The organism is Stenotrophomonas sp. STEN083, assembly GCF_056759195.1.
The window spans coordinates 16,414-30,920 of sequence record NZ_JBRRCU010000055.1; the positions used below are offsets into that span (position 1 = coordinate 16,414).

General features: G+C 62.8%; 10 protein-coding genes. 8 read left to right on the forward strand and 2 right to left on the reverse strand.

Going from position 1 to position 14,507, the window contains the following annotated elements:
* The first annotated feature begins 21 nt into the window (after positions 1 to 21).
* Together uvrD and ACVOK8_RS14830 are read left to right on the forward strand one after the other, a co-directional pair.
* On the forward strand, positions 22 to 2,217 hold the full coding sequence (uvrD, locus tag ACVOK8_RS14825; RefSeq protein ID WP_481567500.1) for a DNA helicase II: 2,196 nt from the start codon (positions 22 to 24) through the stop codon (positions 2,215 to 2,217).
* A 128-nt stretch (positions 2,218 to 2,345) separates the two neighbouring features.
* A complete protein-coding gene (locus tag ACVOK8_RS14830; protein ID WP_481567501.1) occupies positions 2,346 to 3,065 on the forward strand; it encodes a hypothetical protein in 720 nt (239 codons plus the stop codon).
* A gap of 169 nt (positions 3,066 to 3,234) precedes the next feature.
* On the opposite strand, the gene rtcR is transcribed toward ACVOK8_RS14830, so the two are convergent.
* The gene (rtcR, locus tag ACVOK8_RS14835; protein ID WP_481567502.1) at positions 3,235 to 4,836 is read right to left on the reverse strand and encodes an RNA repair transcriptional activator RtcR; all 1,602 of its coding nucleotides are present in this window, start codon (positions 4,834 to 4,836) and stop codon (positions 3,235 to 3,237) included.
* A gap of 187 nt (positions 4,837 to 5,023) precedes the next feature.
* Between rtcR and ACVOK8_RS14840 the strand changes: the two genes are divergently transcribed.
* From ACVOK8_RS14840 to ACVOK8_RS14855, 4 genes are all read left to right on the forward strand, one after another.
* Positions 5,024 to 6,571, forward strand: a complete 1,548-nt coding sequence (locus tag ACVOK8_RS14840) for a vWA domain-containing protein (RefSeq protein ID WP_481567503.1) — start codon at positions 5,024 to 5,026, stop codon at positions 6,569 to 6,571.
* Between the two features lie 697 nt (positions 6,572 to 7,268).
* Positions 7,269 to 8,495 carry an RtcB family protein gene (locus ACVOK8_RS14845; RefSeq protein ID WP_481567504.1) on the forward strand — a complete coding sequence of 409 codons (1,227 nt, stop codon included), beginning with the start codon at positions 7,269 to 7,271 and terminating at the stop codon, positions 8,493 to 8,495.
* 48 nt (positions 8,496 to 8,543) lie between these two features.
* The gene (rtcA, locus tag ACVOK8_RS14850) at positions 8,544 to 9,560 is read left to right on the forward strand and encodes an RNA 3'-terminal phosphate cyclase (protein ID WP_481567505.1); all 1,017 of its coding nucleotides are present in this window, start codon (positions 8,544 to 8,546) and stop codon (positions 9,558 to 9,560) included.
* Positions 9,561 to 9,648: 88 nt separating this feature from the next.
* Positions 9,649 to 10,098, forward strand: a complete 450-nt coding sequence (locus tag ACVOK8_RS14855) for a universal stress protein (protein ID WP_282270134.1) — start codon at positions 9,649 to 9,651, stop codon at positions 10,096 to 10,098.
* Between the two features lie 300 nt (positions 10,099 to 10,398).
* Here ACVOK8_RS14855 and ACVOK8_RS14860 read toward each other — a convergent pair whose 3' ends face one another.
* Entirely contained in the window at positions 10,399 to 10,680 is a 282-nt protein-coding gene (locus ACVOK8_RS14860) for a DUF2782 domain-containing protein (RefSeq protein ID WP_282270132.1), read from the reverse strand.
* 78 nt (positions 10,681 to 10,758) lie between these two features.
* On the opposite strand from ACVOK8_RS14860, the gene polA reads away from it, so the two are divergent.
* Together polA and ACVOK8_RS14870 are read left to right on the forward strand one after the other, a co-directional pair.
* Entirely contained in the window at positions 10,759 to 13,527 is a 2,769-nt protein-coding gene (polA, locus tag ACVOK8_RS14865; protein WP_481567506.1) for a DNA polymerase I, read from the forward strand.
* A 399-nt stretch (positions 13,528 to 13,926) separates the two neighbouring features.
* The gene (locus tag ACVOK8_RS14870) at positions 13,927 to 14,409 is read left to right on the forward strand and encodes a DUF421 domain-containing protein (protein WP_481567507.1); all 483 of its coding nucleotides are present in this window, start codon (positions 13,927 to 13,929) and stop codon (positions 14,407 to 14,409) included.
* Positions 14,410 to 14,507: the final 98 nt, after the last annotated feature.

Below are 14,507 nucleotides of genomic sequence, written 5' to 3' on the forward strand. Positions count from 1 at the left end.
GCCTTCCCGTAAAATGGCCGCATGGATGTCTCCCACTTGCTCGACGGGCTGAACGCAGCCCAGCGCGAGGCCGTTTCCGCGCCTCTTGGTCACCACCTGATTCTTGCCGGCGCCGGTTCCGGCAAGACGCGCGTGCTTATCCATCGCATCGCCTGGCTCACCGAAGTCTGTGGCGTGCCTGCGCACGGCATTTTCGCGGTCACCTTCACCAACAAGGCGGCCGGCGAAATGCGCCACCGCATCGACCTGCAGCTGAGCAAGGGCAGCCGCGGCATGTGGATCGGCACCTTCCACGGCCTGGCCCATCGCCTGCTGCGCCTGCACTGGGGCGATGCCAAGCTGCCCGAAGCCTTCCAGGTGATGGATTCGGACGACCAGCTGCGCATGATCAAGCGCGTGGTGCAGCAGCTGGAGCTGGACGACAGCAAATACCCGCCCAAGCAGGTGATGTGGTGGATCAATACGCAGAAGGATGAAGGCCGCCGCCCGCAGCACATCCAGCCCGAGCCGCATGACCAGTGGGGAGAGACCCTGCGGCAGGCCTATGCGGCCTACCAGGAACGCTGCGACCGCGCCGGTCTGGTCGACTTCGCCGAGTTGCTGCTGCGCGCGCATGAACTGCTGCGCGACAACCCGGCGCTGCTGGCGCATTACCGCGCCCGCTTCCGCGAGATTCTGGTCGACGAGTTCCAGGATACCAACGCCATCCAGTACGCCTTCGTGCGCGTGCTGGCCGGCGACAGCGCGCATGTATTCGTGGTCGGTGACGATGACCAGGCCATCTACGGCTGGCGCGGTGCCAAGGTCGAGAACGTGCAGCGCTTCCTGAAGGATTTCCCCGGCGCTCAGACCATTCGCCTGGAGCAGAACTACCGCTCCACCGCAAACATCCTCGGTGCCGCCAATGCGGTGATCGCGCACAACCCGGACCGCATCGGCAAGGAGTTGTGGACCGACAGTGGTGATGGTGATCCGATCGACCTGTTCGCCGCCTACAACGAAATGGACGAGGCGCGTTACCTGGTCGAGCGTGCGCGGCAGTGGGTGCGTGATGGTGGCAGCTACGGTGATGTCGCCGTGCTCTATCGCAGCAACGCGCAGTCACGGGCCTTCGAAGAAGCGCTGCTCAGCGAGCAGGTGCCTTACCGCGTATATGGCGGCATGCGCTTCTTCGAGCGTGCTGAAATCAAGGATGCGCTGGCCTACCTGCGCTTGATGACCAACCGCAACGACGATGCGGCCTTCGAGCGTGCGGTGAACACGCCGACCCGCGGCATCGGCGAGCGCACCCTGGATGAGGTGCGACGCATTGCGCGCCAGCAGGCGCTGCCATTGTGGGAAGCGGCGATGCTGGCTACGCAGGGCACGGACCTGACCTCGCGCGCGAAGAACGCCTTGGCCGGCTTCATCAATCTCGTGCAGCAGATCACCGCCGAAACCGGCGAGATGGATCTGTCCGAGCGTATCGACCATGTACTGTCGCGTTCGGCATTGCGTGAGCATTGGGGCAAGGAGAGCCGCAACGCGTTGGATTCGGAATCGCGTACCGACAACCTCGACGAACTGATCTCGGTGGCCTCACGCTTCGTGCGTCGCGAAGACGATATCGAAGAGGGTGCCGAGGACATGAGCGAGCTGGTCGCGTTCCTGTCCTATGCCTCGCTGGAGGCCGGCGAAGGCCAGGCACAGGCAGGCGAGGAAGGTGTGCAGCTGATGACACTGCACTCGGCCAAGGGCCTGGAGTTCCCGCTGGTGTTCCTGGCCGGCATGGAAGAAGGTCTGTTCCCCAGCGCACGCTCGCTGGAAGAAAGCGGTCGTCTGGAAGAAGAGCGCCGTCTTGCTTATGTCGGCATCACCCGCGCCCGCCAGAAGCTGGTGCTGGGCTATGCAGAATCGCGCCGCATCCATGGCCAGGACAACTACAGCCTACCGTCACGCTTCCTGCGCGAGATCCCGCGCGAGCTGCTCAACGAAGTTCGCCCCAAGGTACAGGTCTCGCGCCCGGCCTCGCTTGGTGCAAGCCGGTCGATGGGCGGCCACGCCAACATCGAGAAGCCGCCGATCAAGCTCGGTGCGCTGGTCAATCACCCGAAGTTCGGCGAAGGCATGGTCACCGACTACGAAGGCAACGGCCAGCATGCACGCGTGCAGGTGGAGTTCGCTGACGCCGGCAGCAAGTGGCTGGTGATGGCGTATGCGAATTTGACGGTGATTTGATTCCAGGGTGATGCATGTATGCTCCGATTCAAGTTGCAGCTGAATCATGCAGGTGCTCCATCCCATATGAGATGGAGCACCTGCATGGAATAAGATGCTCAAGCCGAACCTGAGTGGGAAAGCAGGGAATGCTTCAGATTGTCGAAGGAACGATCAGTGAATGCAGGCGTTACGATGAGACGCTTGATGTTTCCAGTGCGACCGGGCTGGAGCAATTGCGGCTGATTGCTGCCGCAGATGTGATGATCAGCTTGCAGAATCACGGCATGGCAGCAGCCCTGATCGGAAATGCAATGTCACTACCGGATAAGGTTGATATCCATTATTGGACCTTCGAGCTTGATGGCCGCGCATTCCGGGCAGCCTTCGATCCTGCACCGGCGTTAGCCAGAAGAGTGCGTGTAATTTCCAGGTTGAGGGCGGATGGCGGTTGGGATGCCTTCGCTGTTCATCTACCGTCGGCACACTGCGTGCTTGTCAATTCCTTCAGTGCGCAGGGGATTGGTGTCGAGTTACTTTCGATGCTGCGGATCATCCTGATCTTCTCTGCGTTGCCTGCTGCGGTTGTCCTCGCGTTGATAATCTGGCCTGAGCCTGCAAACGTCATGTCCTGGTTGCCTGCTTCGGCTGGTTTCCTGGTTGTGGCTTTGCTGATGTCGATCGTGCTGACGCTGCTCGCGTGCCGAAGGGATTGGAGTGCCTTCAGGCTGAATACCGAAGTGCTGCGAACTCTGGGGTTCAAAAACCCAGCGTTCACGTCTCTCGAGAAGGGAATGGTTGCTTGGTTTCGGGCGCGTGGGCGTGTTCGTCCAAAGCTGGATGGTTGTTACTTCAATGATCAGCTGTAGCGGGCTACCAGTAGCAAGTGAACGAGGCGCGGTGTGCTTGCTGCTCGGGAGATGGCGCTCGACTGAGTGGTGAATTGTTCTGAGTACAGCTGGACTCGAACTCCTTCGAGCGCTGCGTTTACGTTGGTCGTTTGATTTTTCGCGTAGAGCTGCCGAGCATGGCTCGGCACTACAGTGGGGTTGCGTGGTTCCTCACTTGTTCCCAATCCAGATCGAACTTGGCCAGGTATTTACGCAGGCGGTCGGCGTCGTTGGTACTGGCGCGCTGGGTGCGTGATGCCGCGAACAGTTCACGACCGGCGGCAGACAGGTTTTTTGAGCGCAGACAGACGCGTACCACTTCTTCCAGCTGCACGCGGTCGAAGCGATCCATTTGGTTTGCGGCATCGCCCAGCAATGCCTGCAATGGCGATGCATCATCGCCGCCATGCCATTGCGTGCGCAGGCGGTTTATTTCTTCGTCGACACCGTCGGTCTGGATGCGCCCGGCATTGGCCAGCGTCGCCATGCGCACCACGCTGGCGCCGAGGTCGCGGAAGTTGCCGCGCCATGCTGCTTCGTTGCTGGTGGCAAAGCTCAGGTAGCGGCTTCGTGCTTCGGCGTTGAAGCGCACGCGTTCGTGCTGTTCGCGTGACCAGCGCTCCAGTTCGAATTCCAGGTTGGGCTCGATGTCCTCGCTGCGTTCGGCCAGGCCTGGCAGTTGGTAGGTCCACAGGTTCAAGCGCGCCAGCAGGTCTTCGCGGAAGCGGCCTTGGCGGACGTCGTGCTGCAGGTCGCGGTTGGTGCCGGCAATCAACTGGAAGTCGCTCTCCACCTCGCGGTCGCTGCCCACCGGCAGGAAGCGCTTCTCTTCCAGTGCGCGCAGCAGCATGGCTTGTTCGTCGGCGCCCAGTTCGCCGATCTCATCGAGGAACAGCAGGCCTTGGTGGGCCGAGCGCAGCAGGCCGGCGCGGTCACTGCTGGCGCCGGTGTAGGCGCCCTTGGTGTGGCCGAACAAGGTACTCATCGCGCCATCGCCACGCAGGGTGGCGCAGTTCACCTCGACGAAACGCCCGGGCAACTGGTGCTTGAGCTTCTTCAGCTCGAACACGCGCTTGGCCAGCTGGCTTTTGCCGGCGCCGGTGGGGCCGGTCAGCAGCATCGGTGCGCGCGAGCGCGTGGCCACTTTTTCGATCTGCTCGATCATCCGGTTGAAAGCCGGGTTGCGGGTGGCAATGCCGCTTTTGAGCAGGTCGCGGTCCTGCAGCTGTTGCTGGGCGAAGCGCTGGGCGATGTGGTCGTAGCGCGACAGATCCAGATCGATCACCGCATGGCTACCGGGTTCGCCATTGGCCTGTTTGCGCGGCGGTGAGGTCTGCAGCAGGCGGCCGGGGAAGTGGCGACTCTCGGTCAGCAGGAACCAGCAGATCTGGGTGACGTGGGTGCCGGTGGTGATGTGGACGTAGTAGTCCTCCTCGTCCGGCTGAAACGGGTACGCCGCGAGAAAGTCATGCAGGCGTGCGTAGACGCCTTCGAATTCCCAGGGATCGATCAGGTAGGTGTCATGCAGGCGCACCTCTGTGGCTGGTGATACCAATGCTAGGTCTTCCTGTACCTGGGAGGCCAGCCGATTGAAGCGGCGCCGGTCCAGCATCAGCTCGATGCGATCGGGCTGGAAGTCCTCGTGCATGCCCAAGGCGACGGTGGGCCGCCATTTCTCCCAGCGGCCGGGGCCGCTGCCCAGGTCGAGCTGTGTGCCGAGCATGCCGAAGACTACCTGACGCTTGGACATATCCATTCCTATAAATAGCGCGCGAAAAGTATACGTAATGTCCGATTGTAGGTGCGCGATCTTTCCCCGGAAATAGATAAATATCTTTATTAATCAATGGATTGATCTAGATTTAGAAAAGTTGGCACGGCCGTTGCGTTGTATAGGGCCAAAGGAGACGCGGGCTTTTCCCGCGGAGGAGTACGAAATGGCCAACGCAAACCTGTTCGCATCCTTCCGTGGCGCGTTGCTGCCGAAGGCGACGGTGCGCAACGAAGCTGGTGGATCGGCCTATGCCCGTGACCCGCGTGCGGCCTTGGCCCTGTTCGCCGCCACTGGTTGCTTGAACAGCACCTTCTACGCCAGCGCCGATGCGCAACTGGAGCAGGTGCAGGCGCTGTGCAACGAGGTCGATGCCGACTTCATTGCCCGCACCGCCGCCTATGCACACGGCGTGGCGCATATGAAGGACATGCCGGCGCTGTTGCTGGCGCTGCTTAGCGTGCGCGATGGCGAGGCGTTTGCTGCTGCGTTCCCGCATGTGATCGACAACGGCCGCATGCTGCGCACCTTCGTGCAGATCATGCGCAGTGGCCGCGTCGGCCGGCGCTCGCTGGGCTCGTTGCCGAAGCGTCTGCTGCGGCAGTGGCTGCAGCAGGCCTCGCCGAGGTCGATCATCCACGCAGCGATCGGCAACCAGCCGTCGCTGGCCGATCTGATCCGCATGGTCCACCCCAAGCCGCAGGATGCCGCGCGTGAGGCGCTGTATGCCTGGGTGATCGGGCGGCCGTACGAGGAGGCGCTGTTGCCGGCAGAACTGCGTGCCTACGAAGCGTTCAAGCGTGACCCGCGCGGGATGCTGCCGGACCTGCCGTTCCAGTACTACAGCGCGCTGGCCCTGGATGCCGCGCAGTGGTCGGTACTGGCACGCAACTCGTCCTGGCAGCAGCTGCGGATGAACTTGAACACCTTTGCCCGTCACGGTGTGTTCGAGGACGAATCCATGGTTGCCGAAGTGGCAGCGAAGCTGCGTGACCCGCAGCAGATCGCCCGCTCGCGGGTGCTGCCGTACCAGCTGCTGATGGCTTACCACGCTGGCGCCGCCCTGCCGCGTCCGATCCTGGATGCGTTGCAGGACGCGATGGAAGTGGCGACCGCCTCGGTGCCGGCATTGCAAGGCAACGTGGTGGTGGCGGTGGACGTCTCCGGTTCGATGCAGTGGCCAGTGACCGGCTATCGCAAGGGAGTAAGCTCGGCGGCGCGTTGCGTCGACGTGGCGGCCCTGATCGCGGCCTGCGTGTCGCGTGGTCACCCGCAGGCGCAGGTGCTGCCCTTCGATACCGAGGTGCATCCGCAGCAGTTGAATCCGCGTGACAGCGTGATGACCTTGGCGCGGCAGCTGGCGATCAATGGTGGCGGCACCTCGGTAAGTGCGCCGCTGGCCTACTTGAACCGCAAGCGGGCGCAGGTGGATCTGCTGGTGCTGGTGTCGGACAACGAAAGCTGGCGTGACACCCGCGGCAACCGTGAGACCGCAACCATGCGTGAGTGGGCCGCGCTGAAGGCGCGTTGCCCGCAGGCGCAGCTGGTCTGCATCGACCTGCAGCCGGTGTCCAGCAGCCAGACGGTCGAACGTGAGGACGTGCTGCATATCGGCGGCTTCAGCGATGCGGTGTTCGAGCTGCTGGCCAATGCCAGCCTGCCGCCGGCACAGCGTCCGCGCTGGGTGGAGCGGATCGCGGCAATGGGTTTGTAAGGGCGATACGGATGTCGCCGATGTGATGCCCGGCCGGCAATGGGGCCGGCCGGGCCTGGAGAATTGTTTTCATGGGAGAAGGCGGATGCCGGCCTGACTACATGGGTTGTTCACTCCGGTTCGAATCCGGAGGGTCAGTCCAACCCTTGCCGCCTGCTCCCACCTTTTATGTCGGTCTGTACGAATGCCGATGGAACTACAGCCAAGCACGCTCCAGGTCGCGGGTTCGATCCCCGCCCGATGCCGCAATGCATCGGTAGCTCAGTGGTTAGAGCAGGATCGCCGCCTTGCCCTCGTGGCACAGCGGTGAAACGTTCCATCATTGTTGTCGTACAAGCCGGCACCTTGTTCGCATTGCTTCGTGCTTCGGCATGAAATCGTCTCAACGTCGGCACGCACGAATGCCGAAGGAACTACAGCCTCTTAAGCTCCGGGTCGCGGGTTCGAATCCCGCCCGTTGTGGAAACACAGCGGTAGCTCAGTCAGGTTAGAGCAGGATGTTCCTTCAAACCTCGTCGTGCAGGCCGGCACCTTTTGCATATGTTTCATGCGGTGAATGCAGGTGGAATTACAAAGGCAGCCTTGCGGGGTCGGGTTCGACTCCCGGCCGCAACTCCAGATTTTTCTGGCGCTGCGGACACTTCCACCACCTTTTGTCACCGCACCTTTAGATTTGAAGATGACAGGAAAGCCATCAATGAACGACACCAATTACAACGTGATCCAGGAGCCGGGTGCGGCACCGATCAAGCTGTGGACGCGCGGCGTGCCACTGGAAGACGAGGCCCGTGAGCAGCTGAAGAACATCGCGCGCCTGCCCTTCATCCACCAGTGGGTGGCGGTGATGCCCGACGTGCACCTTGGCAAGGGCGCAACCGTGGGCTCGGTGGTACCGACCATCGGCGCCATCATTCCGGCTGCGGTCGGCGTGGACATCGGCTGCGGCATGATCGCCACCCGTACCACGCTGACCGCCAGCGACTTGCCGGACAATCTGTCGGCGCTGCGCAGTGCGATAGAGCGCGCAGTGCCGCACGGCCGCAGCGTGACCCGTGGCGGCCGCGACAAGGGCAGCTGGGACACCGCGCCGGAGCTGGCGGTGGAAGGCTGGTCGCAGCTCGCGGCCGACTTCGCCCTGATCTGCGAGCGTCATCCCAAGCTGAAGAACACCAACAACCTCAAGCATCTGGGAACGCTGGGTACCGGCAACCACTTCGTCGAGGTGTGTCTGGATGAAGATCAGCGTGTGTGGTTCATGTTGCACTCCGGCTCGCGTGGCGTCGGCAATGCCATCGGCACCTACTTCATCGAGCTGGCCAAGCAGGAAATGCGTCGCTGGATGATCAACCTGCCAGACCAGGACCTGGCGTACCTGCCGGAAGGCAGCGCGCATTACGGTGATTACGTGTTCGCGGTGGACTGGGCACAGCGTTTCGCCCGTATCAACCGCGAGGTGATGATGCGCAATGTGGTTGCGGCCGCGCGTACGGTGATCAGCAAGCCGTTCGAGGCGCAGGCCGAGGCGGTCAACTGCCACCACAACTACGTCAACCGCGAGCATCACTTCGGCAAGGATGTGCTGGTGACGCGCAAGGGCGCGGTGAGTGCGCGCAAGGGCGAGATGGGCATCATTCCGGGCAGCATGGGCGCCAAGAGCTTCATCGTGCGCGGACTGGGCAACGAGGACAGCTTCCACAGCTGCAGCCACGGTGCCGGTCGCGTGATGAGCCGTACCAAGGCGCGCAAGCTGATCAGTGTGGATGACCACATCAAGGCCACCGCGCACGTGGAGTGCCGCAAGGACGCCGAGGTGGTGGACGAGTCACCGGCCGCCTACAAGTCGATCGAGGCGGTGATGGAGGCGCAGCGCGATCTGGTTGAGATCATGCATACCCTGCGTCAGGTGGTATGTGTGAAGGGATGAGGCAAGATGGCGCTCCACTGCGGTGGGGCGCCAAAGGAAGGCAAGACCATGGAAATGATTGAGATAGATGGAAGCCAGGGCGGCGGGCAGTTGCTGCGCTCTGCGCTGAGCTTGAGTCTGTGCACCGGCATTGGCTTTGCCATGCAGGATATCCGTGCCAAGCGCTCACGGCCGGGCTTGATGCGCCAGCATTTGACCGCGGTCACCGCTGCGGCGCGGATCAGCAATGCTCACGTGGAGGGCGCAGCCCTGGGCGCGACCACGCTGCGTTTCGTGCCGGGCATCGTGCAGGCGGGCGACTACCACTTCGCCATCGGCAGCGCCGGTTCGGCGACGCTGGTGCTGCAGACGGTGCTGCCCGCGCTGTGGCAGGCCTCCGCGCCCTCACGTGTGCGCCTGGAAGGTGGTACGCACAACCCGATGGCGCCGAGTGCCGACTTCATCAGCAGCTGCTATCTGCCGGCATTGGCGCGCATGGGCGTGCAGGCCGAGCTGCAGCTGCATGTACCGGGCTTCCATCCGGCCGGTGGCGGTGTGCTGGAGGCCACGGTGCAGCCGTGTCCGCAACTGCAAGCGCAGGAATTCAACGTGCGTGGGCCCTTGCAGGCGTTGGATGCGCAGGTACTGGTGTCGGGGCTGCCCGCCGCCATCGGCCAGCGTGAGCTGGATGTGCTGGCAAAGCGCTTCGGTGTGGACGCCCATCCGCGCCATGTGCAGGTGGTGCGGCCGGCCTTGGGTCCGGGCAACGTTGCCTCGATGACGGTGCGCCATGACAACCACATCGAGCATTTCGACAGCCACGGCGAGCGCGGGTTGGCTGCCGAGGACGTGGCTGGCCGGCTGGCCGACACCGCGCAGGCCTACCTGGACGGCGGCGCCTGCGTGGGCGAGCACCTGTCCGACCAGCTGTTGCTGCCGATGGCGCTGGCCGGCGGCGGCCGCTTCACCACCGCCACGCTCAGCGACCACCTGCGCAGCAATGCGCGGCTGATCGAGAAGTTCCTGCCGGTGGAATTCGACTGGCAACAGCGCGGACCACACTGGGAGGTATGGGTCAGCGCCTGATCGGCCCGGTTTGATCTTGCGCAAGGCATGGGGGCAACATCGGGTGTGCAATGGTGTCACCACCACCCTTCATCCAAGGAGAACTGCCATGTACAAGCGCATCCTGATCGCCACCGACGGTTCCGAGCTTTCCGCCAAGGGTCTGGCCAAGGGGCTGGAACTGGCCGCCCAGCTGGGCGCGCATGCCGACATCGTCACGGTTTCCGAGCCGTGGGCGGTGGGCATGTACGACGCCATGGGCTGGAGTGCCGGCTACGAGGCCAGCCCGGAGTACAAGAAGGACCGTGAGGAAGCCGCGCAGAAGATCCTGCAGCCGGCGCTGGCAGCCGCACACGCGGCCGATGTGGCCGATGTGCAGACCCACCACGTGCTGGACCGTTACGCCGCCGACGGCATCATCGACACCGCCAAGGCCTGCAACAGCGACCTGGTGGTGATGACCTCGCACGGCCGCCGTGGCGTCACCCGGGTACTGCTGGGCAGCCAGACCTCCGAGGTGCTGGCCCGCAGCACGGTCCCGGTGCTGGTGATCCGCTGAGGCGTTGAGCTCCCTCCCTTTTGCCGTAGGCAAAGGGGAGGGCCGGGGAGGGGTGCTTTCCGCCGTGAAGGCCTCGATTGGAGCGCCTTTGCCCCCTCCCTTTCGCGCAGCGAAGGGGAGGGTTGGGGAGGGGTGCTTCTTGCTGTGTCCCCAAAAAACCAGCACCCAGAATCAACAAAGCCCTCGAATCGAGGGCTTTGTTGTACCGGGTGAATGGGCTTGCTGGCCTTCAGGCTTGGCTGCCAAAAGCACCCCTCCCCAGCCCTCCCCTGCGCTTCGCGCAAGGGAGGGGGTAGAAGATCACCAGCTATACAGCTTCCAATACACCGGCTTGGTGCCGTCCTTGTCGCTGTCCATGCGGCCGTCACCGTCGCGGTCGTACATGTAGAACGGTGCGCCGCGTGACGGGGTCACCTTGACCATACGCAGGGTGCCGCCGACCCGGTATTCCTCGATGGTGTCGCCGTTGTCCATCGACTTGCGCGTGATATCCGCACCTTTGACATCTACCGGCGTCGCGCCTTCGCCGAGGGAGGCGCAGCCGGCCAGGGCCAGCAGGGGAATCAGCAGCAGGGATTTCATGGGGTCGCATCCTTCGGTGGGAATGGTTCGATTATGCCTGTCCACATGCGGCAACGGTCCGCCGCGTAGAATCAGCGCATGAGCAGATTAGTCCTTATAGACGGTTCCAGTTACCTGTACCGCGCGTTCCACGCGCTCCCGCCACTGACCAACGCCAATGGCGAGCCGACCGGCGCGCTGTTTGGCGTGGTCAACATGCTGCGTTCCACGCTGAAAGAGAAGCCCGAGTACGTCGCCTTCGTGGTCGATGCGCCTGGCAAGACCTTCCGCGACGACATGTATGCCGAGTACAAGGCCAACCGTCCGCCGATGCCCGACGACCTGCGCTCGCAGGTGCAGCCGATGTGCGACATCGTGCAGGCGCTGGGTATCGACATCCTGCGCGTTGACGGCGTGGAAGCCGATGACGTGATCGGCACGCTGGCGCTGGCGGCCGCTGCGGATGGACTGGAAGTCACCATTTCCACCGGCGACAAGGACTTCGCCCAGCTGGTGCGTCCGGGCGTGGTGCTGGTCAATACCATGACCGGCAGCCGCACCGATTCGGATGCGGCAGTGATCGACAAGTTCGGCGTGCGCGCCGATCAGATCGTTGATTACCTGGCCTTGATGGGCGACAGCGTCGACAACGTGCCGGGCGTGGAAAAGTGCGGTCCCAAGACCGCAGCCAAGTGGCTGGCCGAATACAACGATCTGGACGGCGTGATTGCCGCCGCACCGGGCATGAAGGGCAAGATCGGCGAGAACCTGCGCGCCGCGCTGCCGCGTCTGCCCTTGAACCGCGATCTGGTCACCATTCGCACCGACGTGCCGCTGGAACAGGGGCCGCGCGATCTGCAGCTGCGGGAGCAGGACGTGGAGTCGCTGCGCGGCCTGTACGCGCGTTACGGCTTCACCCAGGCGCTGCGTGAGTTGGGTGGGGTTGCCGCGCCGGACGTCGCTGCCGACAGCAAGCCCAGTATGCGCGGCACCGCTGCGGGCTATGCCAAGGCGGCCGATAGCGAGCCGGTTGTTGGCCTTGATCCAGCGATGGCGGAAAAGGGCGAATACGAAACGGTACTCACCACCGAACAATTGCAGGGCTGGGTGGAGCGCCTGCAGGCCGCCGACGAGTTCGCCTTCGATACCGAAACCGATGCGCTGGATGCGATGCGCGCCAACCTGGTCGGTATCAGCCTGGCGGTAGAGGTCGGCAAGGGCGCCTACATCCCGGTCGGTCATATCTATCCGGGTGCGCCCGCACAGCTGCCAATGCAGCAGGTGCTGGATGCGCTGAAGCCGCTGCTGGAGGACGCCAGCAAGAAGAAACTTGGTCAGCATGGCAAGTACGACATCCATGTGCTGCGCCGCCACGGCGTCGACGTGCAGGGTTATGCCGACGACACCATGCTGGAAAGCTTCGTGCTCAACTCCACCGCTACCCGTCACGACATGGACTCGCTGGCGCAGCGCTACCTCGGCTACACCACCACCAAATTCGAGGAAGTGGCGGGCAAGGGGGCGAAGCAGATTTCATTCGCCCAGATCGGCATCGACGAAGCCGGTGCCTACGCTGCCGAGGACGCTGACATCACCTTGCGCCTGCACCGCGTGCTGGGCCCGCAGCTGGCGGCGCTGCCGTCGTTGCAGAGTGTGTATCGCGATATCGAAATGCCGCTGGTGCCGGTGCTTGCACGCATCGAGGCCAACGGCGTACGCATCGATGCGACCGAACTGAAACGGCAGAGCAGCGATCTGTCCGCCCGCATGCTGGCCGCACAGCAAAAGGCCACCGAGCTGGCCGGCCACACCTTCAATCTGGATTCGCCGAAGCAGTTGCAGGCAGTGTTGTTCGATGAGCTTGGCCTGCCAGCGTTGGTGAAAACCCCCAAGGGCCAGCCCAGCACCAATGAAGAGGCGCTGGAAGCGATTGCCGAGCAGCATGAGCTGCCGCGGATCATCCTTGAGTACCGCGGGCTGGCCAAGCTGCGCAGCACCTATACCGACAAACTGCCGGAGATGGTCAACCCGGACACCGGCCGCGTCCACACCAGCTATCACCAGTCAGGTGCGGCGACTGGGCGTTTGTCGTCCTCCGACCCCAACCTGCAGAACATCCCGGTGCGCACCGACGATGGTCGTCGCATCCGTCAGGCCTTTGTCGCACCGCCGGGGCGTAAGCTGATGGCCTGCGACTACTCGCAGATCGAGCTGCGGATCATGGCGCATCTGTCAGAAGATCCGGGTCTGGTGCGCGCGTTCGAGCAGGGCGCCGACGTGCACCGCGCTACTGCTGCTGAAGTGTTCGGGCGCGCGCTGGACGAAGTGACGCCGAACGAGCGCCGCGCGGCCAAGGCGATCAACTTCGGCTTGATGTATGGCATGAGCGCGTTCGGTCTGGCCAAGAACCTCGGTATCGACCGTGGCCAGGCGCAGGATTATGTGGCGCTGTATTTCAGCCGCTATCCGGCGGTGCGCGATTTCATGGAGCGCATGCGTGTACAGGCACGTGAGCAGGGTTATGTGGAAACCCTGTTTGGCCGCCGCCTGTATTTGAACGACATCAACGCCCGCAACCAGGGCCTGCGCGCCGGCGCCGAGCGCGCTGCCATCAACGCACCGATGCAGGGCACCGCCGCGGACATCATCAAGCGCGCGATGGTCAGCGTGGACGGCTGGCTGCAGGGGCACAGTGACAAGGCCAAGATGATCCTGCAGGTGCATGATGAACTGGTGTTCGAGGCGGACATCGCATTCATCGACACTTTGCGCACCGAAGTTGAGCAACGCATGGCAGCGGCTGCGAGCCTGCGTGTACCCTTGGTTGTTGATACCGGAATCGGTGAAAATTGGGACGAAGCGCATTGATTTTCTGGTTTCTTAACTAGAAAGTTTAGTAAATGAAACAATGCGTCGCGTTACAGCGCATTTAGTAAATCGCGGTGTTATTCAGCAGATGAATCTGTCCTTAATTCTTTTGAGAAGACCACAGAATCTTCACGATTCATCAAGGTTGGGAATGCTCATATAGTCCGCGACAGACGCAACGTCTGTCGCGGATCTCTCCCATCCCCTGGAGCAGATCTCGGAGCGGGGATTCCTCCCCAAATGCCCGCTCCCCGGCCCCGTCGACCCCCCCCTGGTCGGCGGGGCTTCTTTTTTTGCGCGAATGAAATCACTCAGGCAGGCGTTGATGTCGCCCAGCTGATCGCATCATCTTTATCCGCGATGGCCGAGGATGGCGTCATCGAGTGATGGAGGGGAATCATGTCTGACCTGTTCGCACTGGCGATGCCTTGGTGGGAGTTCATCCTGCGCGCGGTGATCGTCTATGTCGTGGTGTTGGTGATGGTGCGGCTGGCAGGCAAGCGCACGCTGGGCCAGTTCACCCCGTTCGACATGTTGTTGCTGGTGTTGTTGGGCAACGCCGTGCAGAACGCCTTGCTGGGGGCGGACACGTCATTGGGTGGTGGCTTGTTGTTGGCGCTGACGTTGATCAGCTTGAACTACTTCGTGGGCTGGATCACTACCCGCAGCCCAGCCGTGGAGCGGATGATCGAAGGTGAGCCAGTGGTGCTCGCGCGTCACGGCCATGTGCTGCAGAAGGTGCTGCGGCGCGAGTTGGTGAGCAAGGCCGATTTCGCCAAGGCGATGCGCGATGCAGGTTGCGACGACGTGGATGAAGTAGACCTGGCGTTACTGGAAACCAACGGCCACATCACCATCATCCTCAAGAAGGACAGAATGTAGTGGGCCGCCCAAGGAAGCGATAGGGTGGACCACGCAGCGCAACAAGTTAGAGCATCACTCACCAGAGCGAAGCTGATTAAATAACAAAGAAAGGCAGG